Raw genomic sequence first — 25,348 nt, forward strand, 5'->3', positions numbered from 1 at the left:
CCCATGATTAACCAATCGGCTTTGACCAACCTGGCCTCTGAAACCGTACGCGAACTTCCTGCATCTCCTGTTGCTTTCGGCGTCGGCACATTTATCGTCTTTGTAGTCTTTCTCTATCTAGTACTTCGTCTAGATCAATAATTTTTCTCACTAGGGAAATTTCATTTGGCAAAGATCGCTATCTACGGCGGAACATTTGATCCTATTCATTTAGGTCACCTTCACGTAATAACCGAACTATTAACTCGCGAGATAGCAGATCGAATTCTTTTAGTTCCAGCAGGACAGCCCCGCTTGCGAGATCAAGAACCAGTTGCAGCAGGTTCAGATCGTCGCGCAATGTGCCAGGCAGCGTTAAAGGATTTAGCTCCTGAAATTGCTAGCCGCGTAGAAGTAAATCCAATTGAAATTCTGCGCTCCGGCCCGAGTTACAGCATCGATACCGTCTTCGCTGTTGCCCAGACTTATCCGGGAGATCAAATACTTTTGATTTTAGGCACAGATGCCTTTAGCAAGATCGCAGATTGGCATCGCAGCAAAGAATTACAGGATATGGTCGACTTCATTGTTATCGATCGCCCAGACTTTCCAGGTTCGCCGAATCTGGATATCAATGCGCTCAACGTATCTGCAACTGCGGTACGCGCTGGTGAGATAGAAAGTGTTTCACCGCAGGTAGCCGCTTATATAAAGGAGCACAACCTCTATGCCAGCAAGTAAGAGCGTTACAGAGTTAACTCAAGTTGCAGCCCGCGCTGCCGCTGAAAAATTTGGCACGGAGATGATCGCTATCGATCTTTCAGATCAGATGGTTCTCTCAGAAGTATTTCTCATTATTACCGGTGCAAATATCCGCCAAGTCGATGCCATTGCAGATGAGGTTGAAGAAAAACTCCGTTTGATTGGTGAGAAGCCGGCCCGCCGCGAAGGCACCGACGAATGGGTGTTGCTTGATTATTCAGATCTAGTTGTACATATCCAAAGTAGCGAACTGCGCCGTTATTACATGCTCGATCGCCTCTGGAATGATTGCCCAACAATTGAACTCGATGTCGTAAAGGAAACTGTGGCTGATGGCAGGTAAGAATAATCGCATTCTTCTCTGGCGCCATGGCCAGACTGATTGGAACGTTGTAAACCGTTTTCAGGGACACTCTGATATCGAGTTAAATAACGTTGGAATTTATCAAGCGCAGCTTGCCGCACCGATTATTGCAGGCATGGAGCCAACTGCAATTTTAAGTAGCGATTTGTCTCGTGCTCGCGTTACCGCATCAAAACTTGGCGAGATCGTAAATATGGAAGTGCTAGTTGACGAACGTTTACGTGAAACCAACGGGGGACACTGGGAAGGTAAGACCGGCGCTGAAAATCGCGCGGCAGATTTAGAAAATTTTGTGCGTTGGATCGATGGAAACGATAACCCTGCAGGAACTATTGGTGAGAGTCGGAGCCAAGTTGCAGCGCGTGCAAGTGCAGCAATCGATGAGTTCTTAGGCGATAAAGAGAATCAATTAATTGTTGTTGCAACACATGGCGGTACTGCGCGTTGTTTAATCGGTCATTATCTACATCTACCGATGGCGCATTGGGGAAAGATCGGCGGGCTTTCAAATGCGCGCTGGTCTATTTTGCAGACTAGCCCTAAGGGTTGGCACTTAGCCGAACATAACGCCGGCTCTATCTTGGAGCCGGTATTCGGTGAAGAATCTGGCGCTGATGTGCCAGATCACGTGCGCTAGAGTTACCCTCTCGTACAGCACGGGGATATGGCGCAGTTGGTAGCGCGCTTCCATGGCATGGAAGAGGTCAGGGGTTCGAATCCCCTTATCTCCACTCAAGTTATTTAAAATATTTAATTTAAATGAAAAGAATGGAAAGTAAATGTCTATCGTCACCACAATTCCACGTGGCTGGAACGCATCAGACATCGGTGATCTCACTGGCAAATCTTTCTTAATCACAGGTGGCACCAGCGGTATCGGGAAAGAGGCCGCGCTCGAACTTGCTCGCGCAGGTGCACACGTAACAATTACCGCACGTGATGCCGCCAAAGGTTCTGCAGTTGTCGCCGAGATCGCTAAAGAACGCGTTGACTTCAAGCTCCTTGATTTAGCAGACCTAGCATCGGTTAAAAAATTTGCTAAGGAATTTACCAAGCCAGTTGATGTGCTGATTCTTAACGCAGGCGTTATGGCGACACCGTTTTCGCTAACTAAAGATGGCTTTGAAATGCAGATGGGCACCAATCATTTGGGTCACTTTGCGCTAACTGGTTTACTGCGTGAAAAAGTTAGCGAAAGAATCGTTGCTGTTTCTTCACAGATGCATCGCGCTGCCCGCATCTCTGGAATATCTTCAGATGAGCTACGCAATCGCTCTCGCGGAATCGGCGCCTACAACCCTTGGTCGGCATATGCCTTAAGCAAACTTGCTAACTTACTTTTCATCCATGAATTCGAACGTCGCAGCAATCGCAATGGCTGGAATATCGAAGCAGTGGCTGCTCACCCAGGTTATGCCGCAACCAATTTAATTAGCGGAGCATCTGTACAAGATCGCGCTGGCGCACTTGCCAATGCGCTATTTGCGCAGAGCGCCGGACGTGGTGCGCTACCAACGCTCTGCGCCGCAACTTTTCCAGGGTTATATGGCGCCTCATATATCGGGCCTGATGGATTTATGGAGATGCGCGGTAATCCCAAACTCACCCGCGCCGCTGCAATTGCATATGATCAACAAATAGCTGCGCAATTATGGAGCGTTAGCGAAGAACTGACTGGCGTTACTTGGGGCTAAAGCCCGATAAACTAAGTTAATGACCACTTCACGCGATGAACAAACGCATGCTGCGTATGACTTCGCCTATGTGCAAGAGAAGTGGCTTCCAGTTTGGGACAAATTAGAGCCATTTAAATCAGGTCGCGCCGACGATAAGCGCCCTAAGAAATATGTCTTGGATATGTTTCCTTATCCCTCTGGTGATCTACATATGGGCCACGCTGAGGCATATGCACTCGGTGATGTGATTGCGCGTTACTGGATCCAAAAAGGTTTTAACGTCATGCACCCAATTGGTTGGGATGCCTTCGGTCTACCAGCTGAAAACGCAGCAATTAAGCGCAATGAAGATCCGCGCATCTGGACCTACGAAAATATTGCAACGCAGAAAGCATCGATGCGTCGTTACGCATGTTCTTTCGACTGGGATCGCGTCTTTAACACATGCGATCCTGAGTACTACAAATGGAACCAATGGTTATTTATCGAACTTCATAAACGCGGTCTTGCTTACCGTAAAGATAGCGCCGTTAACTGGTGTCCAGGATGTCAGACAGTTCTTGCCAACGAGCAAGTAGTCGCTGGCCTTTGCGAACGCTGTGACACAGCAGTAACCAAGAAGAAGTTAAATCAGTGGTATTTCAAGATCACTGATTACGCCGATCGCTTGCTCGATGATATGAAAGAGCTCGAAGGTAAGTGGCCAGATAAAGTCCTTACGATGCAGCGCAACTGGATCGGTCGCTCACAAGGTGCCAACGTTAACTTCGTTATCGAAGGCCGCACAGAACCTGTAACGATCTACACAACCCGCCCCGATACTTTGTACGGCGCAACCTTTATGGTCGTTGCTGTTGACTCTGAGCTCGCGGCAGAACTTGCTAGCGGCACACCTGCTGAAAGTGAATTTAAAACGTATCTTGAATCCGTAAAGGCGGCCTCGGATATCGATCGCCTGGCAACAGATCGCCCAAAGAGCGGTGTCTTCTTGCAGCGTTATGCGATCAACCCAGTAAATGGTGAGAAGTTACCGATCTGGGCATCAGATTATGTTTTAGCTGATTACGGAACCGGTGCGATCATGGCCGTTCCAGCACACGATCAACGCGACTTAGATTTTGCCCGCGCCATGAAACTTCCAGTGCGCGTTGTTGTGCAAAGCGATGAAGAAGATCCAAGCGTTTCAGGCGTTGCCACAACAGGCGATGGAAAGATGATTAATTCAGGTTCTTTAAATGGACTTAACAAAACAGACGCAATTACTGCAATCAATAAGCAGTTAGAGGCAGATGGACTTGGAAAATCAGCACGTAACTACCGTCTGCGCGATTGGCTTGTTTCGCGCCAGCGTTACTGGGGCACACCAATTCCAATCGTTCACTGTGAAAAGTGCGGCGAAATTCCGGTTCCAGCAGATCAACTGCCACTCACTCTTCCTGATGCTAAAGGTCTTGATCTAAAGCCGAAGGGTCAATCACCACTTGCTGCAGCAACTGATTGGGTTAATACCTCTTGTCCAAAGTGCGGCGCAGCAGCGCTTCGCGATACTGACACGATGGATACCTTCGTTGATTCTTCTTGGTACTTCCTGCGTTATCCATCTTCAACTAACCATAACGAACCATTCTCACGCGCCGATATCGATACCTGGTTGCCAGTTGATCAATATGTTGGTGGCGTAACCCATGCAATCTTGCACCTGCTTTATTCACGTTTCTTCACAAAAGTTTTGCATGACATCGGAATGCTTGGCTTTACCGAACCATTTACCCGCCTGCTAAATCAAGGCATGGTTGTTATGGATGGTTCTGCGATGTCGAAATCACGTGGCAACTTGGTTCGTCTCTCTGATGAACTCGAAAACCATGGCGTCGATGCGATCCGTTTATCAATGGTCTTCTCAGGTCCGCCTGAAGATGATGTTGATTGGGCCGATGTTTCACCATCTGGTTCGGTTAAATTCTTAAGTCGCGCTTGGCGTTTATCGGGCGATGTCACATCACAGCCGGGCGTTGACTTCGCATCTGGCAATATCGCACTTCGTAAAGCAACGCATAAAGCTTTGCACGATGCCGCATTCGCCGTTGAATCCTTCCGCTTTAACGTTGCCATCGCGCGCGTTATGGAGTTAGTAAATGCAACGCGTAAGGCGATTGATTCAGGTCCAGGAGCTGCAGATCCTGCAGTTCGTGAAGCAGTTGAAGCAATTGCGATCATGCTCTCACTTGTTGCTCCATTTACCGCTGAAGAAATGTGGGATCGCCTAGGCCATAAGCCAGCGATTGCAACTGCCGGATGGCCAGTTGTGGATGAAAAACTATTGGTTGCAGATGCGGTTGAAGCCGTTATCCAGATCAACGGCAAGATCAAAGAGCGCATCGAAGTTCCACCAACAATTACCGATGCCGAGATCGAAGCGTTAGCGCTAGCCCACCCAACAATTGCCGCTGAGTTAAATGGTGCAACGCCGAAGAAAGTTATCGCGCGCGCTCCAAAGATCGTAAATATCGTTCTTTAGATCGTTATTTAGCCACAACCTACTTATCTTCTTTTATCAACAAAGTTAAAGCCCTGCACAATCTGGGCCATGAATTCCATACTTGAAAACTTTCGCTCCTGGTGGAGCCATATCTCCTTCACCTCGCCCCAGAAACGCTCACTGCTCGCGCTTTCTGCAATTGTTGTTGCAACATCTGCCTTCTTTGTAGTCCGCGGCACCTCGCAAGAAATCGAAGTCGTTGCACCCGAATTAACTATGGTCGAAAGCGTTACGCAGGTAACCGTTGATGTCGCAGGCGCCGTTGTAAATCCCGGCGTTTATTCACTGCCAATTAATTCACGAGTAATTGATGCGATAAAGGCGGCCGGCGATACCGTTAAGGGCGCCGATGTTTCAGATATAAATCTGGCGCGCATCATCAAAGATGGCGAACAGGTTTATATATATCCACCGCAGAAAGGTGGCAGCGCTGCGCGCGTATCGCCACAGCGCGCCAAGGCGAAGCTAACCGGCCCAATTTCGCTAAATCGTGCCAGTGCAAAAGAGCTTGAATCACTTGATGGAATCGGCCCCGTACTTGCCGCGCGCATCGTTGCCTATCGAAAAATAAATGGACCGTTCTTAACAGTTGAAGATCTGCTTAAGGTCTCTGGGATAGGCACTGCAAAGTACGGGCAATTTAAAGAGAAGTTACGCGTCTAATTGATTACCGCGCCTTAGCTTTAGGAGGGGCGGTTTGGGTTGGTGCACTTACGCAAAGTTGGATGGCGCCGTGGCGAATTTCCCTCGGCGCCATCTGCTTTGTTTTGCTGGCGATTTCACAGAAGAAGCGCCGGGTAATCGTTCTGGTAATTGCGCTGACTTTGGGTTCAGTGGTTATGTCGATGCGCCAGCAGAGTCTGGAATCGAGCGCGGTTGCCAATTACTTTCAAAGCACCGTTGAAGTAAGGGCGCAAATAACTACCGATCCACAGCGCACTGCTAAGCGGGTAAGCGGACAGAACTTCTTGCCACCGAGTTATAGCTTTCTGGCATCGCTACGGCAGATTGATAGCGGTAGCGAAAAGTTCAATCTGCGAACACCGGTGCGGATTATTACTTCCGATAAGAGCGTGGTTGGCCTGCTTCCTGGTCAGTGGATTTCCTTGAGTGCCAGCGTCTTGGAAAGTAAAGAGGCGCGCACTGGTGCGCTCTTGATTGCACGCGGTTCGGTTACAGCAACTACCGAAGCAAGTTCATGGGCGAAATCTTTAGCGGCGATCCGTTTAGGACTTCGCAACGCAAGTGGTTCAGGAGATGGCGCATCGCTTATCCCCGGAATGGTTCTGGGGGATACCTCACTGCAGAGTGATCAATTCAAGAGCGATATGCGCAGATCTGGGTTAACGCATCTAGTCGCAGTAAGCGGTGCCAACTTTGCAATCGTTTCGGCATTTGTCTTATGGTGCATGCAATTTCTCTTTCGCAGTATGCGTTTTCGCATTATTGCCACTGCGATCGCGCTTATTTGTTTTATCGCACTGGTTCGTCCATCGCCATCGGTTCTGCGTGCTGCAGCAATGGCTGCGGTGTTACTTATCTCTTACGGAACCAGACGCGGTGCTGATTCATTGCCGGCGTTGGGATTTGCGATCGCACTGGTTGTTGTCGGTGATCCGTGGCAGGCGCGCGAACCAGGTTTTGCGCTCTCTGTTCTGGCAACTGCTGGTTTGCTGCTCTATGCACCGCGGGTTACCAATTTCTTCGCACGTGGTGTGCCGAAGTTATTGGCACAAGCTGCTGCGCCACCGATTGCAGCGATGGTCTTCTGCGCGCCTGTCATCGTTGCTTTATCTGGCTTTCTATCTCCCGCTTCGTTATTTGCAAATCTCTTTGCCGCACCTGCCGTCGCACCGATTACGATCACCGGCTTTATCGCAGCGCTGATTTCACCGCTCTTTCCGCAACTTTCTACCTTGCTAATTACCTGCATTAAACCTTTAGCGATCTGGATCGCCTGGGTTGCAGATTGGGCCGCCGGTTATCGCGTCTTAACTCTGCAGAAAGGATTGATTGGCTTTCTAGTTATTGCCGTTGTTATTGCGCTCTTCTTGCTTGCGCCAAAGCGGTTGGTAGCAACCGTTGTTATCTTGGTAGTGAGCCTTTCCTATCTGCAACGCTTTCCAGCAGGGGATTGGCAGGTTGCCAATTGCGATATCGGACAAGGCGATGGCGCCGCAATTAACTTGGGCGACCACCGCGCAATTGTTATTGATACTGGCCCCGATCCGGAAGCGATTGATCGTTGTTTAAAACAACTTGGTGTACGCGAGATTCCACTTTTGATAATTACCCATGGCCATGCCGATCACATCGCAGGTTGGCCAGGTGTAATCAAGGGGCGCAAGATTGACCTGACTTGGTATCAAAATGTAAAGCGTGGTGCACGTGCGCAATTGCAAAGCACACAAGGCCCAGTTGATATTGAAGTCTTATGGCCAGATTCCGGAATTTACGATCCTAATAACTCAAGTATCGCGGTACGTATTACAACTTCGGATTACACACTCTTTGCTGGTGGAGATATGGAGCCGTTATCGCAGAGTTTGATCGCATCAACTACAAGTGAAGTCGATATCTATAAAGTCTGCCATCACGGTTCGGCATATCAAGATGAGATCTTTACCAAGGCGCTCTCGCCACAAGTTGCGATGATTAGCGTTGGCGCGGGAAATAGTTATGGCCATCCGGCGCCTGCCACCCTTGAACTATTGGAGGCGACAGGCGCTAAAGTACTGCGTACCGACAGAGATGGCGCGATCGCAATTAGCGCCCGTAACCATCGCCTTAAGGTGCGAACCAGCAGATCAAAGTTAACCTTTCTCCGTTGGGAATGATTTTCTAAAAGAATTTAAGAAGAATTTAAGAGGAAAGGAGCCAAGCGATGAACGATTTCTATCTCATCCTTGGCTCTGAAGCAGCGCTGGCAGATCGCGCGCTCTCTAAAATTTCTGCACAGTTAAAAGAGGAGAAAGCGGAAGTCACCACCATCTCTGCTGCAGATGCGATTGTCGGAGATATCTCTGATGCACTTGCCCCTTCGCTATTTTCCGAACGCCGCGCGCTAATCATTAAAGATCTGCAAGATCTACCTGAAGAATCTCGCGATGAAATAACTCGTTATCTACCCGAACCAGATGCCACAACTACGGTGATCTTCATTCATAAGGGCGGCGTAAAGGGTAAGGCGCTCCTTGATGCGATTAAGAAAGTTAAGCCAGAGATAATTGCCTGCGAGCCGCTAAAGAAAGATGCCGAGAAAGAGCAATTTGTCAAAGAGTTATTCCTGGATTCTGGCCGCAAGGCATCACCTGGCGCAGTTGCCGCCCTTGTCGGCGCACTCGGTGGTGATATGCGCGAGCTACAACAAGCAGTTTCGCAGATCGCACTCGATGCACCTGCGGGAGTAATTGATGAAAAATACATCGATGAATTCCACCAAGGCCGCGTTGAGACAACTGGCTTTGATGTTGCTGATGCAACTATTGATGGCAACTTACCAACTGCCTTAATTTCACTGCGCAGCGCAATTGAAACTGGCACAGATCCAGTAATGGTTACATCTGCAATCGCTTCCGCACTTCGCAGCCTGGCAAAAGTTTCTGGTTCTGCCACTGGTGCTAAATCTTTCGAACTTGCCGGACAACTCGGTATGGCGCCCTGGCAGATTGATAAAGCCCGTCGCCAATTGCAAGGTTGGACGCCGCGCGCACTTTCCAAGGCGGTTCAAGCGATCGCTCTGGCAGATGCACAGGTAAAGGGAGCAGCGACAGATCCGATCTATGCCCTCGAAAAAGCCTTGGCCACGATTACCGCTGCTCGCGCTGCTAGATAACTCCCAGATAAGTCCTAAGTCAGGCGGGGATTTCAACCCAATTTGAGCCTGCGCCCCCTGCGCTGATAACCTACGCACCTGCCTGATTACCAAAAGGGTCATCAAAGCTTTCAACGTTCGGAGTAATACACGTGGCAAATATCAAGTCGCAGATCAAGCGCGTTAAGACCAATAACAAGGCGCAAGCTCGCAACAAGTCTGTCTCTTCATCTGTAAAGACCGCTGTTCGCAAATTCCGCGAAGCAGTCGTAAAGGGCGATGCAGCAACAACCACGACTGAACTCCGCGCCGCTTCAAAGGCTCTAGACGTTGCAGTAGCAAAGGGTGTTGTTCACCGTAACACTGCGGCAAATAAGAAGTCATCAATGGCTAAGGCAGCTGCCAAAGCCGGCGCTCGTTAATTTTCTTTCCACCAGAATTAAAGCCCAAGTTAAGTTAGAGGTCGCATAAGTGCCTGCAATTCCAATTGCCAAGGCTCCGCAACCGGCAGCGACAAACCCCGCGCAGATACGTAACTTCTGCATCATCGCCCATATCGATCACGGCAAATCAACGCTGGCAGATCGCATGCTCGGCATCACCGAAGTTGTAGAAGCTCGCAATATGCGCGCGCAATATCTAGATCGCATGGATATCGAACGCGAACGCGGCATCACCATTAAGTCGCAAGCAGTTCGTCTGCCATGGCGCAGCGGTATCGATGGCCAGGAATACATCCTAAATATGATCGATACTCCTGGGCACGTTGACTTTACCTACGAAGTTTCGCGCTCGCTCGCTGCATGCGAAGGCGCAGTGTTGCTCGTTGACTGCGCACAAGGAATCGAAGCGCAGACTCTTGCCAACCTTTATTTGGCGATGGAGAACAACCTAACGATTATTCCGGTTCTAAATAAGATCGATCTCCCAAATGCGCAGCCCGAAAAGTTTGCGGCAGAACTTGCTCGCTTAATCGGTTGCCAACCAGAAGATTGCTTACGCGTCTCTGGAAAAACTGGCGATGGCGTTGCCGACCTTCTAGATCAGATCGTTGCGCAGATTCCCGCACCAGTTGGCGATGCCAACGCACCTGCGCGCGCACTTATCTTCGACTCTGTATATGACTCATATCGCGGTGTGGTTACCTATGTTCGCGTTATCGATGGACGCCTTAATCCACGCGAACAGATTCAAATGTTCTCAACTGGCGTTCGACATGAAGCACTTGAAGTCGGCGTTATCTCACCAGAGCCACTACCCAGTAAAGGTTTAGGCGTTGGCGAAGTAGGTTATTTAATTACCGGTGTAAAAGATGTTCGACAGTCACGTGTTGGTGACACTGTCACTAACTATCAAAACCCAACAAAGACCGCACTTGCTGGTTATAAAGATCCGAAGCCAATGGTCTTCTCTGGTCTATTTCCACTAGATGGCGCAGATTTTCCTTTACTTCGCGATGCGCTAGATAAATTGCAGTTAAACGATGCAGCCCTTGTTTATGAACCAGAGAGCTCTGCAGCACTTGGCTTTGGTTTCCGCTGCGGTTTCCTCGGTCTTTTGCATATGGAGATCGTGCGCGAGCGTCTAGAGCGCGAATCCGGGATCAGTTTGATATCAACCGCCCCAAACGTGGTCTATCGCGTGATGCTAGAAGATGGCAAAGAATTTATCGTTACCAATCCGTCAGAATTTCCTGATGGCAAGATCAATTACGTCAAAGAACCGATCGTAAAGTGCACCATCCTTGCGCCATCTGAATACATCGGAACCATCATGGAGCTCTGCCAAGAACGTCGCGGCACGATGCAGGGGATGGATTACATCTCGGAAGATCGCGTGGAAATTCGCTACACCTTGCCACTTGCTGAAATTGTCTTCGATTTCTTCGATCAACTAAAGAGCCGCACCAAGGGTTATGCCTCACTTGATTATGAAGAACTCGGTGACGAAGAAGGCAATCTCGTTAAGGTCGATATCTTGCTCCAGGGCGAGGCAGTAGATGCCTTTAGCGCAATCGTTCACCGCGATAAGGCTTACTCATATGGCGTGATGATGACCGGCAAACTTCGCGAACTTATTCCGCGCCAACAGTTCGAAGTTCCTATTCAGGCTGCTATTGGTTCACGCATCATCGCGCGCGAGAGCATCCGCGCGATCCGTAAAGATGTTCTTGCTAAGTGTTACGGCGGAGATATTTCACGTAAGCGCAAACTTCTGGAAAAGCAGAAGGAAGGTAAGAAGCGCATGAAGATGGTGGGACGCGTTGAAGTTCCGCAAGAAGCCTTCGTTGCCGCCCTCGCCACAGATGCTGATATCGAAAAGATTAAAGCCGCGCGTAAGCAAGACTGATCGTGCTCTCATTCTACGTACATATCCCGTACTGCATTAAGCGCTGCGGATATTGCGACTTCAATACCTACACGCCTACTGAGCTACAGGATGGCGCAACCCTTGAGATCGTCTCTAACGATTACATCGATGCGGTTCTGCGTGAATTAGAGAGCGCACCTAAAGACCAAGTCCCAACAATTTTCTTCGGGGGAGGCACGCCTTCGCTATTGCCCGCCCATGATCTAGGTCGAGTAATCACCGCGATTAAGGCGCGCAATGGTTTAACTGCTGATTGCGAGATTACGCTTGAGGCAAATCCAGATTCGGTAACGCAAGAGAAGTTAGCTGCCTATCTCGCCGCAGGCTTCAACCGCATCTCATTCGGAATGCAATCTGCGCAACCTCATGTTCTAGCGGTGCTTGATCGAACCCACAATCCGGCCAATGTAAAGCGCGCAGTTGATATGGCGCGAGCTGCAGGTTTTCAAAGTATTAGCGTTGATTTGATTTATGGAACTCCTGGTGAATCACTGGAGGATTGGCGCAGCACCGTAACTGAGGCGCTCTCGCTGGATATCGATCACATCAGCGCTTATGCGTTGATTGTTGAGACAGGCACCAAACTTGCGGCGCAGATCAAACGTGGTGAGTTAACTATGCCAAATGATGATCTGATGGCAGATATGTATTTGTTGGTTGATCAGATGTGCAATGACGCAGGTTTGAATTGGTATGAACTATCTAACTGGGCAAAGCCTGGCAAAGAGTGCTTGCACAATATTGCTTATTGGAAGAGCGCTAATTGGTGGGGTCTTGGGCCAGGAGCGCATTCACATGTTGATCGCAAACGATTCTGGAACGTTAAACATCCAACTGCTTACAAACAGAAGTTATTTGCTGGTGAGTCACCAATTGCAGATTCAGAGGATTTAACTGCTGAACAATTGCGCGAAGAATCAATTATGTTGGCGATTCGTATGCGCACTGGTTTAGCGCTCTCGCTATTAACTGATGCCGCCAAAGAAAATTTAGAAGCCTATAAATCATCAGGCCATCTAGAGATAGTTGGCGATGCAATCCAGTTAACTGCACAAGGTCGGCTGATCGCTGACCGTTTAGTCCGAGAGGCGCTGGCCTAAGCGCCTGTAGTACCTTTAGCCCATGACTACTAGCGCAACGATCATCCTGGCATTTCTCGCCGTCGTATTTGTTATCTCTGGCCTTTCCAAAGCCAGCGGCAACGAGAAGGGGCTATCTGGCACCCGCGATGTAAATGTTAAAGATGGACTCGCGCGCGTAATCGGTTTCTTTGAAGCGCTATTGGCGCTTGGCCTAATCCTCGGCCTCAAGTGGAATTGGATGGCGTACTTCCCACTAGTTGGACTCTGGTTCTTTATGGCCGGTGCCATCTTTGTTCACTTCAAAGCAAATAAGGCGAAGACTGCTTTCCCTGCCTTCTTCCTCTTAACTTTAATTTCTATCGCGCTAGTTTTGATCTAGAGACTAATAAGAGAAAAGAACTATAGAAAAAGCTATGCAATCACAACGCCGACTCGAGATTTTGCGCGCCATCGTTGATGAGTACGTAGCTACCCAAGAACCCGTGGGTTCTAAGGCGATTGCCGATAAAACTTCTCTAGGGCTCTCGCCTGCAACAATCCGCAATGAGATGGCGGTTCTGGAAGATGAAGGGCTAATCACTCATCCGCATACATCGGCCGGACGTATTCCAACTGATCTTGGTTACCGAGTCTTCGTAGATAAGTTGGCAACGGTGAAGCCGATGTCATCTGCCGAACGCCGTGCGATTGAAACTTTTTTAGATGAAGCAAACAACTTGGATCAATTGATGAAGAGATCTGCAAAGTTGTTGGCAGATCTAACCAAGCAGGTTGCAGTAATTACCTATCCCATAACTGGCGAAGGCGCCGGTAGCGAAAAGATGACTATTTCTGGAACCGCCAACTTGGCGCGTTCTGGTGAAGATTTAGGAACATCTCTCTCACCAATTCTTGAAGCACTTGAAGAGCAAGTTGTTCTGCTTCGCTTACTTGGCGATGCCAATGACACCGTTAAGGTGCGAATCGGCGGCGAACAAAGTGAGAGCAATTTACGTCAAACATCCCTTGTCACAGTTGGTTATGGCGCAGCGGAGTCTCCAGTTGGAGCGCTCGGTATTCTTGGGCCAACGCGTATGGATTACGCAGGCTCGATGGCAGCAGTCTCTGCAGTTGCTCGTTATGTTGGGCGTTACATTACGGAAGGCCCACAATAAATGGCTGATCATTACCAAACACTTGGCGTTGATCGTGGGGCAAGTTCAGACGAAATTAAAAAGGCTTATCGCAAAATTGCGCGCGAACTGCATCCCGATGTAAATCCTGATCCTGCAGTACAAGATAAATTTAAAGAAGTAACTGCCGCCTATGAAGTTTTAAGTGATCCGCAGAAACGTCAGTCATATGACATGGGCGGTTCTGGTTTCGGTGGTGGATTTGGTGGCGGTGGATTTAGCGACATCATGGATGCCTTCTTCGGTGGCGGTGGAAACCGCGGACCACGTCCACGTATGCGCCAAGGACAAGATGCCTTAATCCGCGTTGAAGTTGATTTAAATGAAGCCTGCTTCGGAACTGAACGCGACATCTCGGTAGAAAGCGCAGTCGCCTGTACCAAGTGCAACGGACAGGGTTCTGCCGATGCTTCAGCACCTGCAATGTGTCAGGTATGTAAGGGTCGCGGCGAAACCCAACAAGTTCAGCGTTCCTTCTTAGGACAAGTTATGACTTCGCGTCCATGTTCTGCGTGTCAGGGCTTTGGCAGCGTAATTCAAAATCCTTGCCGTGAATGTGCTGGCGATGGCCGCGTACGCGCTCGTCAAAATATAAACGTCAAAATTCCCGCAGGTGTTGAAACCGGCAACCGTATTCAACTAGCCGGTCGTGGTGAAGTCGGAGCCGGTGGCGGACCTGCAGGAGATCTCTACGTTGAAATCGTTGAAGCAGAACACCCATTCTTAATTCGCGATGGCCACAACCTGCATTTAGCAATCGAAGTTTCATTTGCTGCAGCTTCTCTTGGTACCAAAGTTAAAGTTGAATGTTTAGATGGCGAGATCGAAGTAGAAGTTCGCGCCGGAACACAGAGCGGGGCAACGATCCCAGTTCGTGGCAAAGGTATGACCCGCCTGCGCGCTGCAACCCGTGGAGATTTAATTGTTCACGTGGAAGTGCAAACTCCACATAAGTTAAATCGTGAACAAGAAGAACTACTCCGTAAATTTGCTACAGCGCGTGGTGAAAAGCCTGGCGATGTAAAGATCAAGGGACTTGAGCAAGGATTCTTTAGCAAATTTAGAGATGCCTTCGGTCGCTAATGCTTAGCCTCTTCTTCGTCGCCGATCTTCCTACGATAGTAGGCAGTACTTACCAATTCGGGGGAGATGAAGCAGCGCACGCAATTCGCGTCCTGCGCACCCAAGTTGGAGATTCACTTGCCCTATCTAGTGGGCAAGGTGGCTGGTCGGTTGTAAAGGTGTTAACTGTTGGCAAGAAAGATATGACGGTGCAAGTCTTATCAACCGGATTTGAAGATAAGTTGTGTGTTGAACTACATGTCGCACAGGCGCTCACCAAGGGCGATCGCATCAAGGAATCTATTGAGTTAAATACTGCAGGCGGCGCTGATGTGATTCTGCTCTGGGCTGCGGCGCGTTCGATCGGCAAAGGTTCTCCAGATCTAATGCAGAAGTTAGCCACCACTGCGCGCGAGGCAAGTAAACAAACGCGTCGTAATCGAATTCCATTTGTGATGGGCGTATTAGATGCCGCAAAGATTGCCGCCGAAATTCCAAATTATGATCTGGTAATTGTTTTGCACGAAGGCGCACAACGTAAATTCACTGAAGTGATTAAACCGGGTTCGCAGAAAGTTCTAGTCATCATTGGTCCAGAAGGTGGGCTAACCGATGAAGAAGTCGCGCTCTTTACCAAAGCTGGTGCGCAAGTTGCGCTACTTGGTCGCCCAATTTTCCGTTCGGCTCATGCCGGAATGGCTGCGTTATCAGGCTTAAACGCAGCTTTGAGAATTTGGTAAAGGTATAGTCGCACTCATGGCACTTGATCCAAATTGCATCTTCTGCAAAATTATTGAGGGACAGATTCCAGCCGAGATTGTTTATCGCAGTGAGAACGTTGTTGCATTTAACGATTTAAATCCGCAGGCACCAACTCATGTGCTTTTGATTCCGACGGTGCATACTGAAAATGCGGCAGTTCTTGCCAAGATGTCACCAACGATTACCGCAGATCTTTTCACCGCAGCCGCCCATATCGCCGCCGAGCGCGAGCTAGATGGCTACCGCACCGTCTTTAATACCGGCGCAGATGCTGGGCAGACCGTCTTTCACGCTCATTTACATTTGCTGGGCGGGCGTGGGCTCGCTTGGCCACCCGGTTAAAAGTAGTATCAGCGATATATGGAACGCACTTTAATAACCGTCCCACCAGCGATTCCGATGGTCTCACTCATCGGAGCAAACGATGCCAACTTACGAGCGATCGAAGCGGCTTTCCCAAGCGTTAACATCACAGTTCGCAGTAACGAGATAACTCTGCGCGGACCACATATTGATTGCTTAGCAATTGAAAAGTTATTTGCTGAAATGACGCTGGTTATCCGCTCTGGTCAATCTTTAACAGTTGATGCCGTTGCGCGCAGTATTGCGATGCTCGGCCAAGAACCTGCGCAAAGCCCGGCCGAAGTCTTATCTTTAAATATTGTCTCTAACCGCGGTCGCACCATCAGACCAAAGACGGCAAATCAGAAACACTATGTTGATGCGATTGAAGATAACACCATCACCTTTGGAATTGGTCCTGCCGGTACCGGTAAGACTTATCTAGCAATGGCGAAAGCGGTTGCTGCCTTGCAAGCCAAGAAGGTAAATCGCATTGTGCTTACGCGCCCGGCAGTTGAAGCTGGCGAAAGTTTAGGATTTCTTCCTGGCACCTTAAGCGAAAAGATCGATCCGTATCTGCGCCCGCTCTTTGATGCGCTGCATGACATGATCGATGTTGATTCGATTCCACGCTTGATTCAGACCGGGGTTATCGAGGTAGCACCGCTTGCATACATGCGCGGTCGTACCTTAAATGATTCATTTATCATCTTAGATGAAGCGCAGAACACCACACCTGAGCAGATGAAGATGTTCTTAACCCGTTTAGGTTTTGGTTCCAAGATGGTTGTTACAGGCGATGTAACGCAGATCGATCTTCCAAATGGAGCAAAGTCAGGGCTTCGCGTCATCACCGATATCTTGCAAGATATTGATGACATCGCATTTATGGAGCTAACCGCAGAAGATGTGGTTCGCCACCGCTTGATCGGCGATATCGTCAAGGCTTACGAGAAATTTGATGCGGCAAAGGCTGCACCTCGTAATATCCGAAACTCCTAATTTAAAACCACTTATGACCATAGAAATCACCAACAAATCTGGCGAACTTGTGCCCACAGATCAAGTGCGCGCCCTGTTGACCCAGAGCCTGGTGCAGTTAAAGCTAAACCCAGAATGCGAAGTTAACTTAGTTTTTGTAGATGAAAACGAGATGACTGAACTACATATTAAATGGATGGATGAACCAGGTCCTACCGATGTTCTCTCATTTCCTATGGATATGCCGGCAGCGCCAGGCGATGCGGTGACGCTTGGAGATATTGTGATTGCGCCAACTGTGGCAGCGCACCAGGCAGCAACTGCCGGACACTCTGCCGAACACGAAATCTTTATCTTGGCCGCACACGGCTTGCTACATATCTTGGGTTATAACCATGCCAACAAGGAAGATGAAAAAGTTATGTTCGACCTACAAGAAGATCTAGTTAAGAACTGGCAGGCAAGTGCATGAATGCGGTAAATATCAGCGCCATCGTTGCTCTAATTGCATTTGCAGGTTTTTTGGCTGCATCTGAATCAGCGCTGACTTCTATCTCACGCGTCTTAATTGAAGAGCTTGAAAGCAAGCGTGGGGGACACCTTCTAAAGAAGTACTCACAACATCCTTCGCGCTATCTCAATGTTTTGCTGCTTGTCCGCAAGATCTGCGAATTCACCGCAGCCGCGCTTCTAGCAGTTGCGCTCTTGCGCGAATATTCATCTGCACAAGCGATGATCGCAACTGTTGTCATCATGGTTGTTCTCTCATACGTAGTCGTCGGCGTTGGTCCGCGCACACTGGGTCGCCAGCAACCACATAAATGGGCGCGCGCCGGAATCTCTGTCGCTTACTTCTTAGCCTTTATCTTGGGTCCAGTGACAAACCTGCTTATTGCAATCGGTAACGCGATAACACCAGGTAAGGGTTTTCGTGATGGCCCATTTACCAATGAAGCAGAGCTTCGCGATCTAGTAGATCAAGCGCACGAGCGTGGCTTAGTAGAATCAGATGAACACGAAATGATCAACTCTGTATTCGAACTCGGCGATACCTTGGTGCGCGAACTCATGGTTCACCGCACAGATATGGTCTGGATCGAAGGCGATAAGACTCTCCGCCAAGCGTTATCTCTGGCACTTCGCAGCGGTTATTCACGCGTTCCTGTAGTCGGTGAAAACCTCGACAAGATTGTTGGAATTGCATACGTTAAAGATTTAGCAAAGCGTGCACTCGATCACCATGAAGCAGAGACAACTGAAAAAGTTGAGCAGCATATGCGCCCTGCAGTGTTTGTTCCCGAGATCAAGATTGCGGCCGAGCTGCTAAAAGAGATGCAGCGCGATCAGATCCACTTGGCGATTGTGGTTGACGAGTACGGCGGTACCGCCGGAATCATCACGATCGAAGACATTATTGAAGAGATCGTCGGTGAGATCACCGATGAATTCGATGATGGCGATGAAGCATTTACTTGGATCAATGAAGATAAGGCGCGCGCGAAGGCAACGCTACATATTGAAGATCTAGCCGATGAGTTAAAGATCGAGATCGATAAAGAAGACTTTGAAGATGTCGACACTATTGGTGGCTTGATGGCGCAGAAGTTGGGGCGCGTTCCGATCGCGGGCAGCACGATTTCTATGCTGGGTTGGTCGATTACATCTGAGCGTCCAGTTGGTCGCCGTCGTAAAATAAGTTCGGTAATAATTGAGCGAGTTAAAAATGGCGAGGTTGATGAACATGAGTAATTCGGATTCAGCCAACCTCTTTGAAAATCCAGAAGATCAAAAGTTAGCAACTCTTGCTACATCAACTTTGGCACGCTCTGGTGCTAAACAAGCTGCCGCTCTGCGCGATTCAACAGGGCGTACCTATGTTGCAATAAATGTGGCATCACCTGAATTAACTCTCGATGCAGTTGAAGCGGTATTTGTTGTCGCCTTGGCATCACAGATTTCTGGAATTGAAGGCGTTGTCTATGCAGGTTTGCCCGATGCCAAAGTTGCGGTAATCAAGGAACACTCAGCGCAAGCAACGCTCTTTCATATCGATGCAAGTGGAAGTGTGACAAGGGCGTAAGATAGCCCAATGCGTATTGTTCGCTTCTCACCAGGTCCTGAATCAGGTTTAGGTACCGACCCGTTATTCGGCATCCTCGAAGATGACAATCAGATCAGCGTTATTTCAGGCGATCCGATCTATCACGGCGTTACCAAGACAGCGGCAAAGGTCGAGCTAACTAAGGTTCGCCTGCTTGCCCCAGTTATTCCGCGCAGCAAGATCGTTGCAGTTGGAAAGAACTATGCCGATCATGCAAAAGAGATGGGCTCGGAAGTTCCGAAAGAACCAATCATCTTCTTGAAACCAAATACTTCCGTAATCGGCCCCGGCGACACAATTGTCTGGCCCGCTATGGCGCCAACAATTGATTACGAAGCAGAACTAGCAGTTGTTATCGGTCGCGTCTGCAAAGATGTTCCAAAAGAGCGTGTGCACGAAGTCATTTACGGTTACACCTTGGCAAATGATGTTACTTGCCGCGAACTACAAAAGAGCGATGGTCAGTGGGCGCGCGCTAAAGGCTTTGATACCTTCTGCCCAATTGGTCCGTGGATTGAAACTGATTTTGTTCCAGGAACTCAACGCATCTTCTCTAAGGTAAATGATGAAATCCGCCAAGATGCAACCTTGGATCAGATGATCTTTAGCGTTGCCGATATCGTGGTCTTTGTTTCACAGGTCATGACCCTTTTGCCGGGCGATGTAATCATCACTGGAACCCCAGCAGGAATTGGACCGCTCATCGAACGTGGCAACGTCGTTGTCGGAATCGATGGACTTGGCCAACTAACAAATAAGGTGAGTGCAAAACCGTGAGTACTAATACAACTGCTAAAAAGGTAAAAGTACGTTTCGCACCTTCACCAACTGGCGACCTACACGTCGGAAATATCCGTACCGCCCTTTTTGATTGGGCTTACGCACGCCACACAGGTGGCACATTCTTATTCCGTATTGAAGATACCGATACAACTCGCGTTACCGATGAATACATCCAAGCAGCGATCGATACTCTGAAATGGCTCGGCTTGAATTGGGATGAGGGTCCAGAAGTCGGTGGCGAAAATGGCCCTTACTTACAATCGCAGCGTTTAGATATCTACGCACACTGGGCGCAGAAGTTTCTTGATCAGAAAGATGCTTACCACTGCTACTGCTCACCAGATGAGTTAGAGGCGGTACGCGAAGCACAACGCGCTGCAAATGTGGCACCTGGTTACAACGGCCACTGTCGCGAGCTAACTGCTGATCAAATCGCAGCGTATAAAGCACAGGGACGTGAAGCAGTTGTCCGTATGCGCATGCCTGATGGCTCAACCACATTTACCGACGAGATCCGTGGTGACGTCACTTTCGATCACAAATTCGTACCTGACTTCGTTCTAGTTCGCGCCGATGGTTCACCGCTCTACACGCTGGCTGTTGCCGTCGATGATGTTTTGATGAAGGTAACCCACGTACTGCGCGGAGAAGATCTACTTTCCTCAACCCCACGACAGATCCGCGTTTACCAGGCGATGGGCGTTGCTATTGAAGATTACCCAGTCTTTGCACACCTGCCATTCGTTATGGGCCAGGACAATGCCAAGCTGTCTAAGCGCAACGGTGAAGTTTCGATTGCTTGGTATCGCGAACAAGGTTATTTGCCAGAGGCGATCTGTAATTACTTAGCGCTGCTTGGTTGGTCACCTGGCGATGATCGCGAAAATGTCACGATGGCTGAACTCTGCGAACTCTTTACCATAGATAAGGTGCATTCATCACCTGCACGTTTTGACATGAAGAAGTTGGAAGCGATCAACGGCGACAAAATTCGTGCGCTAACCCTTGATGAATTCCTTAAGTGGTCGCTGCCATTCTTAAATAAGGCAAATGTGATCACCGGAAGCGATTCTGAGATCGCACTTGTTAAGCAGGCGCTGCCGCTTATTCAAGAGCGCATCGTTAAGTTGGATGAAGTTCCTGCGATGTTGCGCTTCTTATTTGTTAAGGATTTCAAAGTTGAGGAAGCATCGCTTTCAAAGGTTACCGATAGCGCATCAAAGGACGTGTTAAAGCGTTCACTTGCTGAGCTAACACCGCTTACAACTTGGAACCACGAGAGCATCGAAGCCGCACTTCGCACATCACTTATTGAAGAGATGGGGCTTAAGCCACGCATTGCATTCGGTGCAGTTCGTATCGCAACAACCGGCAGCACCATTTCACCACCGCTCTTTGAGTCGATGGAGTTGCTCGGAAAAGATGCGTCGCTGGCTCGAATTTCAGCGGCGATAGCGCTTTAATTTTTGGGGTATTCTTACCCCTGTTGTAATGGGGTATGGGGTAATTGGCAGCCCTGCTGATTCTGGTTCAGTAAGTCTAGGTTCGAGTCCTGGTACCCCAGCGCAGTACCCAAGCACCACCGCAATAAAGAGCAGTAAAAATGTACTAGGGCCCCGTCGTCTAGCGGCCTAGGACTCTGGCTTCTCAAGTCAGCTACGAGGGTTCGAATCCCTTCGGGGCTACAAAAGCAACAGAGCGCCAACTGGAGTTAACCTTCAGTAGGCGCTTTGTTCATTTTTTTGAAGTCTGTAATTCTTCTGCAAGCCTTTCACTCTACACGGGCCGTTCACAGGTTCTTCAATTCAATTAACCTGTTTGTTAATAATCAAAAGATTAGATCTCCTCGTTGTAACCCACAACTAACTAAATTCTAACGAGGAGAATTAAAGTGAATATTTCAAAAGCTAAGCGTGGGATTGCTGTTATTTCAGCTACTGCGTTTCTAGCAATTTCAGCGGCGCCCGCCAATGCGGCTGCACCTGTTTACATGGAGGCTGTTGCTACATCAGCAACACTCACTCCAATCACCTCAGCCGGCGACATGATCGGCACCTACCTAGTTCCGGGAATTCCTGACGGATTAGGTGTAATCAAGAACGGAAACTCACTTCGCATCATCACAAACCACGAATGGAGCGCAACTAACGCTGTTGCTGCAGGTCGTACAACAGCTGGCGGACTCGTCTCAGGTTCATTCTTGAGCGATATGACCTATGACATCGCATCAAGTAAGGTGACCAAGGCTGTTGATCTATTTAAAGATGTCGTTTGGTATGACTACGCATCCGGCAAGTACGGGCAGAACCCAGGCGCTCCTGCAAGTGCTGCAGTTAAGGATTCTTACGGAACCCTAAATCACTCTTACCTACTTAATCGTTTCTGCTCAGGTTCTCTAGCTCCAGCAGGATCATTTTTTGACAAGACATCTGGCTTTGGCGTTAACGATGCAGTGTTTCTTGCCGGAGAAGAAGGCGGAGATGAATCTCGCGCATTCGCTACAAACTTAACAACTGGTCAACTAGTTCAGCTTCCAGCTCTTGGGTTGGCTGCTTGGGAAAACGTCATCCCTGCGCCAACTAAGGGTAAGACAACTGTGCTTATGACCAACGAAGATGGCGCTGCGACAGATAGCCAGCAATGGATGTACGTCGGAACAAAGACCAAGACTGGTGCCTGGTATGAAAAAGCGGGCTTTACAAATGGAAAGTCATACGTTCTAGCAGCGGCTGCAGATGCAGTTGTAGCAAATGACAATGAAATCCGTGCAAAGTACGGAAAGAACACTCCTTTCCCAATCACATTCGCTGAAGTGAACACGAAGGCAAATGGTAAGGATCAGAATATCGAAGCCAACGCTAAGGGTATTGAACTCTCACGCGTTGAAGATGGTCACTTTGATCCAAATAAGCCAAATGATTACTACTTCGTAACAACTGAATCAAATAAGGATCCAAAGGCAACTGCTGCTAACCCAGCAACTCCAACAGTTTCACGTGATGGTGGAGCCCTATGGCGCATACGCTTCAAGGATGTTTCAAAGCCACTAAGCGGCGCAACTCTAGAGATGTTGCTTGATGGTTCAGAAGATATCTACATGTCAAAGCCAGATAACATTGCAGTAGATTCACTTGGAAACGTCCTAATCCAAGAAGATCCAGGCAACAATGCACACGTTGCACGTATCGTTTCTTACCGCATTAGCGATGGCAAGCTAGCAACAATTGCTCAATTCGACTCAAAGTACTTCGATTCAACTCGCCCTAACTACATCACTCAAGATGAAGAATCATCGGGAATTATCGACGTCAGCAATGAATTGCGTACTTCAAAGAACGATAAGGCTAGTTACTACATGTATGTAGCTCAGATCCACGCAACACCTGCAAAGGCTCGTCCAGATATGGCTGCAGATGATGCAACCCTGGCCAAGGCTGTTGAAGGTGGACAGTGGTACATCTTGAAGATTACGAACTGGACCGACGTCTACAAGTAATACTTTCTTGCGAGGGATAAGGAAAGAGGCCAGACGATCCTGGCCTCTTTTCTTTTGCTTACCAAGAGCTTGTGCCTAGGCCACCATCGAAGTCGTAAGTACTTCCGGTGGCCCAGGCATTTGCATCAGATAATAAAAATTCAGTAACACCGACTACTTCGATAGCTGTTGCATAGCGAGCCAGGGGAGTAGCAGCTTTCCAAGCAGCAACGCCTTCTGGCCAAGCTTGATCAATTCCGTCACGACCGATTAAACCTAAACGCAGTCCAAGTACACGCATTGGGGCATGTGCGCGAGATGCTGAACGAGTTAAGACATCTAGGGCTGCTTTACTTGCGCCATAAATTTCGTGGCCCGCGCGCGGATTTAGCGCTTCAACAGATGAGATATTCAAAACAACCTGCACACCTGACTTTGCTGCTTCATCGATAATCTCTTTAGGCGCATCAACGTTGATACGCATCATAAGTTCTATTTCAGAGCGCGATGCGGCAGCCGGATCGAGGATCGCTTGGTTAGCCGCATTATTGATTACATAATCTAACTTTCCCGCACGTGCGAGTGCTTCTTGTACAAGTGAATTTCCTGATTTAGTAACAGATAGATCTTCGGCAATGACATGTAAATTTGGACGGGCATGGATCTCGCCAGTATTTACTTGGGCGCAGACGGTGAAGCCAAGTTCTAGAAAGCGATCAACGTAGGAGCGCCCGATAAAGCCAGAGGCACCGGTGATTAGGATGCTGTTGCCAGCAAAGTTCATCGAAGTGGGTCCAGCGCTTTTACTCGATGATTTACCCGCTTAATCAAATCTGTTAGATCGATCTTGGTGCTGGTTCGGTTAGCAACTACTTGATCACCTGCCACCCAGACATCCGTGACATCGCCGCGGCCTGCTGCAAAGACCAAGAGCGCGTTGACATCATGCACTGGCGTTAAATGTGCGGCATGAAGATCAATGGCAATGAGATCTGCCTCTTTACCAATTTCGATACTTCCGACTCGGTCGGCTAGTCCTACCGCGTGCGCTGCTTCGATAGTTGCAGCGCGCACAATAGAAGTTAGATCAACATCGGCAGGGGATTGGCGCAGTGCAACAACATGGGCTGCCATACGCATAACCGAGAACATATCTAGATCATTAGATGAAGAACAAGAATCAGTGCCAAGGCCAACTTTGATGCCAGATTTACGCAGGTCATTAAAACGCGCAAGGCCTGAGCCAAGTTTTAAATTACTGCCTGGGCAATGGCCTACTGATGCGCCTTTACTTGCCGCAATCGCCATATCGGAATCTGATAAATGCACGCCGTGTCCGAAGATAGTTGGGACATCCAAGATTCCAGTATCGCGACAAACTTCGGTTGGAGTCTTGCCGTAACGAGTAGCCACATCGTCGTTCTCGGCTTGTGTTTCCGAGACATGTAAGTGAATACGTACGCCAAGTTCTTTAGCGATCGCAGCTACCTGCGTTAAGTTTTCTGGTGAATCTGTATATGTTGAATGCGGCATTAAATATGTCGGAATATATGGGCCACCGATTTCAGCAAGTACTGCCTTCCACTGATGTGCGCGTTCGATGCGTTGCTCCCATTGCAGACCATCTAGGCCTGGGAAATCAAAGAAGATCGGCCCTGCGATATGGCGCAGACCAACCCGCACTGCGCCACGATGTGTTGCGGCAGGATTTAAATACATATCCATTGTCGTTGTTGTGCCAGATAGCAAAGCTTCCAGCGCACCGAGTTCGGTACCTAGTTCGCAGGTTGCCTCATCCATGATCGCACCTTCAGCGGCCCAGACGCGTTCTAGAAAACCTTGCAGGTTTACGCCCTCTGCCCAACCGCGCAACAGCGACATTCCTAAATGGGTATGGCTATTAATAAAACCCGGAGCGATTAACTTGCCCGATGCGTCATATGTTTTTGCTGCAGCAGGTTTATCTGTGCCCATGTATGCGATCTTGCCGTCTTTGATACCGATCGAGATATTTTCTAATATCTCATCGCTACCGTTAGAGGTTACTGCGTACCGCGCATTGGTGATTAAGAGATCCATGGTCA

The 25,348-nt window shown here is 48.9% G+C and carries 26 protein-coding genes and 3 tRNA genes; 27 read left to right on the plus strand and 2 right to left on the minus strand.

Annotation, left to right across the window (positions count from 1 at the left end):
- Positions 1–3: 3 nt before the first annotated feature.
- The 27 genes from A1s21148_RS07505 (at position 4) to A1s21148_RS02310 (ending at position 23,285) form a co-directional block, all read left to right on the plus strand.
- Positions 4–141 (plus strand): hypothetical protein, encoded by a 138-nt coding sequence (locus A1s21148_RS07505; RefSeq protein ID WP_190276908.1) that lies wholly within the window; start codon positions 4–6, stop codon positions 139–141.
- 24 nt (positions 142–165) lie between these two features.
- The gene (gene nadD / locus A1s21148_RS02185; RefSeq protein WP_095670848.1) at positions 166–720 is read left to right on the plus strand and encodes a nicotinate (nicotinamide) nucleotide adenylyltransferase; all 555 of its coding nucleotides are present in this window, start codon (positions 166–168) and stop codon (positions 718–720) included.
- Entirely contained in the window at positions 707–1,084 is a 378-nt protein-coding gene (gene rsfS, locus A1s21148_RS02190) for a ribosome silencing factor (RefSeq protein ID WP_095670849.1), read from the plus strand. Before nadD ends, rsfS begins: the two co-directional genes overlap by 14 nt.
- Positions 1,074–1,742: a histidine phosphatase family protein gene (locus tag A1s21148_RS02195; RefSeq protein ID WP_095670850.1), complete on the plus strand. Its 669-nt coding sequence runs from the start codon at positions 1,074–1,076 to the stop codon at positions 1,740–1,742. Before rsfS ends, A1s21148_RS02195 begins: the two co-directional genes overlap by 11 nt.
- Before the next feature lie 21 nt (positions 1,743–1,763).
- A tRNA-Ala gene (locus tag A1s21148_RS02200) sits at positions 1,764–1,836 on the plus strand.
- Positions 1,837–1,884: 48 nt separating this feature from the next.
- On the plus strand, positions 1,885–2,799 hold the full coding sequence (locus A1s21148_RS02205) for an oxidoreductase (RefSeq protein ID WP_095670851.1): 915 nt from the start codon (positions 1,885–1,887) through the stop codon (positions 2,797–2,799).
- 19 nt (positions 2,800–2,818) lie between these two features.
- A complete protein-coding gene (leuS, locus tag A1s21148_RS02210) occupies positions 2,819–5,299 on the plus strand; it encodes a leucine--tRNA ligase (protein WP_095670852.1) in 2,481 nt (826 codons plus the stop codon).
- A 69-nt stretch (positions 5,300–5,368) separates the two neighbouring features.
- Positions 5,369–5,983: a ComEA family DNA-binding protein gene (locus A1s21148_RS02215; RefSeq protein WP_095670853.1), complete on the plus strand. Its 615-nt coding sequence runs from the start codon at positions 5,369–5,371 to the stop codon at positions 5,981–5,983.
- A 62-nt stretch (positions 5,984–6,045) separates the two neighbouring features.
- Entirely contained in the window at positions 6,046–8,157 is a 2,112-nt protein-coding gene (locus tag A1s21148_RS02220; protein WP_095670854.1) for a ComEC/Rec2 family competence protein, read from the plus strand.
- A gap of 47 nt (positions 8,158–8,204) precedes the next feature.
- On the plus strand, positions 8,205–9,155 hold the full coding sequence (gene holA / locus A1s21148_RS02225; RefSeq protein ID WP_095670855.1) for a DNA polymerase III subunit delta: 951 nt from the start codon (positions 8,205–8,207) through the stop codon (positions 9,153–9,155).
- A gap of 131 nt (positions 9,156–9,286) precedes the next feature.
- The gene (rpsT, locus tag A1s21148_RS02230) at positions 9,287–9,556 is read left to right on the plus strand and encodes a 30S ribosomal protein S20 (RefSeq protein WP_095670856.1); all 270 of its coding nucleotides are present in this window, start codon (positions 9,287–9,289) and stop codon (positions 9,554–9,556) included.
- Positions 9,557–9,605: 49 nt separating this feature from the next.
- Positions 9,606–11,483 carry a translation elongation factor 4 gene (lepA, locus tag A1s21148_RS02235; protein WP_095670857.1) on the plus strand — a complete coding sequence of 626 codons (1,878 nt, stop codon included), beginning with the start codon at positions 9,606–9,608 and terminating at the stop codon, positions 11,481–11,483.
- Positions 11,484–11,485: 2 nt separating this feature from the next.
- Entirely contained in the window at positions 11,486–12,604 is a 1,119-nt protein-coding gene (gene hemW, locus A1s21148_RS02240; protein ID WP_223299413.1) for a radical SAM family heme chaperone HemW, read from the plus strand.
- Positions 12,605–12,626: 22 nt separating this feature from the next.
- Positions 12,627–12,965: a DoxX family protein gene (locus A1s21148_RS02245; protein WP_095670859.1), complete on the plus strand. Its 339-nt coding sequence runs from the start codon at positions 12,627–12,629 to the stop codon at positions 12,963–12,965.
- Positions 12,966–12,999: 34 nt separating this feature from the next.
- Positions 13,000–13,740 carry an HrcA family transcriptional regulator gene (locus A1s21148_RS02250; RefSeq protein ID WP_095670860.1) on the plus strand — a complete coding sequence of 247 codons (741 nt, stop codon included), beginning with the start codon at positions 13,000–13,002 and terminating at the stop codon, positions 13,738–13,740.
- Positions 13,741–14,841, plus strand: a complete 1,101-nt coding sequence (dnaJ, locus tag A1s21148_RS02255; RefSeq protein WP_095670861.1) for a molecular chaperone DnaJ — start codon at positions 13,741–13,743, stop codon at positions 14,839–14,841. It abuts the gene before it with no gap.
- A complete protein-coding gene (locus A1s21148_RS02260) occupies positions 14,841–15,560 on the plus strand; it encodes an RsmE family RNA methyltransferase (RefSeq protein ID WP_095670862.1) in 720 nt (239 codons plus the stop codon). Before dnaJ ends, A1s21148_RS02260 begins: the two co-directional genes overlap by 1 nt.
- 16 nt (positions 15,561–15,576) lie before the next feature.
- Positions 15,577–15,924: a histidine triad nucleotide-binding protein gene (locus A1s21148_RS02265; RefSeq protein WP_095670863.1), complete on the plus strand. Its 348-nt coding sequence runs from the start codon at positions 15,577–15,579 to the stop codon at positions 15,922–15,924.
- An 18-nt stretch (positions 15,925–15,942) separates the two neighbouring features.
- Entirely contained in the window at positions 15,943–16,926 is a 984-nt protein-coding gene (locus A1s21148_RS02270; RefSeq protein ID WP_095670864.1) for a PhoH family protein, read from the plus strand.
- A 13-nt stretch (positions 16,927–16,939) separates the two neighbouring features.
- On the plus strand, positions 16,940–17,377 hold the full coding sequence (gene ybeY, locus A1s21148_RS02275) for an rRNA maturation RNase YbeY (RefSeq protein WP_095670865.1): 438 nt from the start codon (positions 16,940–16,942) through the stop codon (positions 17,375–17,377).
- Entirely contained in the window at positions 17,374–18,654 is a 1,281-nt protein-coding gene (locus A1s21148_RS02280) for a hemolysin family protein (RefSeq protein WP_095670866.1), read from the plus strand. The genes ybeY and A1s21148_RS02280 overlap by 4 nt, the downstream gene beginning before the upstream one ends.
- Complete coding sequence (locus A1s21148_RS02285; protein ID WP_125932381.1) at positions 18,647–18,985, plus strand: cytidine deaminase; 339 nt, start codon at positions 18,647–18,649, stop codon at positions 18,983–18,985. The genes A1s21148_RS02280 and A1s21148_RS02285 overlap by 8 nt, the downstream gene beginning before the upstream one ends.
- A 9-nt stretch (positions 18,986–18,994) precedes the next feature.
- Positions 18,995–19,783 (plus strand): fumarylacetoacetate hydrolase family protein, encoded by a 789-nt coding sequence (locus tag A1s21148_RS02290; protein WP_095670868.1) that lies wholly within the window; start codon positions 18,995–18,997, stop codon positions 19,781–19,783.
- Positions 19,780–21,252, plus strand: coding sequence for a glutamate--tRNA ligase (gltX, locus tag A1s21148_RS02295; protein WP_095670869.1), 1,473 nt, complete (start codon positions 19,780–19,782; stop codon positions 21,250–21,252). The genes A1s21148_RS02290 and gltX overlap by 4 nt, the downstream gene beginning before the upstream one ends.
- Positions 21,253–21,281: 29 nt before the next feature.
- Positions 21,282–21,353 (plus strand) — tRNA-Gln (locus A1s21148_RS02300).
- A 48-nt stretch (positions 21,354–21,401) separates the two neighbouring features.
- Positions 21,402–21,474: transfer RNA gene (locus A1s21148_RS02305), tRNA-Glu, on the plus strand.
- A 206-nt stretch (positions 21,475–21,680) separates the two neighbouring features.
- Positions 21,681–23,285: an alkaline phosphatase PhoX gene (locus tag A1s21148_RS02310; protein WP_095670870.1), complete on the plus strand. Its 1,605-nt coding sequence runs from the start codon at positions 21,681–21,683 to the stop codon at positions 23,283–23,285.
- 58 nt (positions 23,286–23,343) lie between these two features.
- Here the strand turns inward: A1s21148_RS02310 and A1s21148_RS02315 are convergent, their stop codons facing one another.
- Both A1s21148_RS02315 and A1s21148_RS02320 read right to left on the minus strand, forming a co-directional pair.
- Positions 23,344–24,048, minus strand: coding sequence for an SDR family NAD(P)-dependent oxidoreductase (locus A1s21148_RS02315; RefSeq protein WP_095670871.1), 705 nt, complete (start codon positions 24,046–24,048; stop codon positions 23,344–23,346).
- A complete protein-coding gene (locus A1s21148_RS02320) occupies positions 24,045–25,343 on the minus strand; it encodes an amidohydrolase family protein (protein WP_095670872.1) in 1,299 nt (432 codons plus the stop codon). Before A1s21148_RS02320 ends, A1s21148_RS02315 begins: the two co-directional genes overlap by 4 nt.
- Positions 25,344–25,348: the final 5 nt, after the last annotated feature.

The organism is Candidatus Planktophila lacus (genome assembly GCF_002287925.1).
Lineage (GTDB): Bacteria > Actinomycetota > Actinomycetes > Nanopelagicales > Nanopelagicaceae > Planktophila > Planktophila lacus.

Coding starts and splice junctions, on each gene's coding strand:
- A1s21148_RS07505 (WP_190276908.1), top strand. CDS start 4: ATGATTAACCAATCGGCTTTGACCAACCTGGCCTCTGAAACCGTACGC.
- rsfS (WP_095670849.1), top strand. CDS start 707: ATGCCAGCAAGTAAGAGCGTTACAGAGTTAACTCAAGTTGCAGCCCGC.
- A1s21148_RS02195 (WP_095670850.1), top strand. CDS start 1,074: ATGGCAGGTAAGAATAATCGCATTCTTCTCTGGCGCCATGGCCAGACT.
- A1s21148_RS02205 (WP_095670851.1), top strand. CDS start 1,885: ATGTCTATCGTCACCACAATTCCACGTGGCTGGAACGCATCAGACATC.
- leuS (WP_095670852.1), top strand. CDS start 2,819: ATGACCACTTCACGCGATGAACAAACGCATGCTGCGTATGACTTCGCC.
- A1s21148_RS02215 (WP_095670853.1), top strand. CDS start 5,369: ATGAATTCCATACTTGAAAACTTTCGCTCCTGGTGGAGCCATATCTCC.
- A1s21148_RS02220 (WP_095670854.1), top strand. CDS start 6,046: ATGGCGCCGTGGCGAATTTCCCTCGGCGCCATCTGCTTTGTTTTGCTG.
- holA (WP_095670855.1), top strand. CDS start 8,205: ATGAACGATTTCTATCTCATCCTTGGCTCTGAAGCAGCGCTGGCAGAT.
- A1s21148_RS02245 (WP_095670859.1), top strand. CDS start 12,627: ATGACTACTAGCGCAACGATCATCCTGGCATTTCTCGCCGTCGTATTT.
- A1s21148_RS02250 (WP_095670860.1), top strand. CDS start 13,000: ATGCAATCACAACGCCGACTCGAGATTTTGCGCGCCATCGTTGATGAG.
- dnaJ (WP_095670861.1), top strand. CDS start 13,741: ATGGCTGATCATTACCAAACACTTGGCGTTGATCGTGGGGCAAGTTCA.
- A1s21148_RS02260 (WP_095670862.1), top strand. CDS start 14,841: ATGCTTAGCCTCTTCTTCGTCGCCGATCTTCCTACGATAGTAGGCAGT.
- A1s21148_RS02265 (WP_095670863.1), top strand. CDS start 15,577: ATGGCACTTGATCCAAATTGCATCTTCTGCAAAATTATTGAGGGACAG.
- A1s21148_RS02270 (WP_095670864.1), top strand. CDS start 15,943: ATGGAACGCACTTTAATAACCGTCCCACCAGCGATTCCGATGGTCTCA.
- ybeY (WP_095670865.1), top strand. CDS start 16,940: ATGACCATAGAAATCACCAACAAATCTGGCGAACTTGTGCCCACAGAT.
- A1s21148_RS02280 (WP_095670866.1), top strand. CDS start 17,374: ATGAATGCGGTAAATATCAGCGCCATCGTTGCTCTAATTGCATTTGCA.
- A1s21148_RS02285 (WP_125932381.1), top strand. CDS start 18,647: ATGAGTAATTCGGATTCAGCCAACCTCTTTGAAAATCCAGAAGATCAA.
- A1s21148_RS02290 (WP_095670868.1), top strand. CDS start 18,995: ATGCGTATTGTTCGCTTCTCACCAGGTCCTGAATCAGGTTTAGGTACC.
- A1s21148_RS02315 (WP_095670871.1), bottom strand. CDS start 24,048: ATGAACTTTGCTGGCAACAGCATCCTAATCACCGGTGCCTCTGGCTTT.
- A1s21148_RS02320 (WP_095670872.1), bottom strand. CDS start 25,343: ATGGATCTCTTAATCACCAATGCGCGGTACGCAGTAACCTCTAACGGT.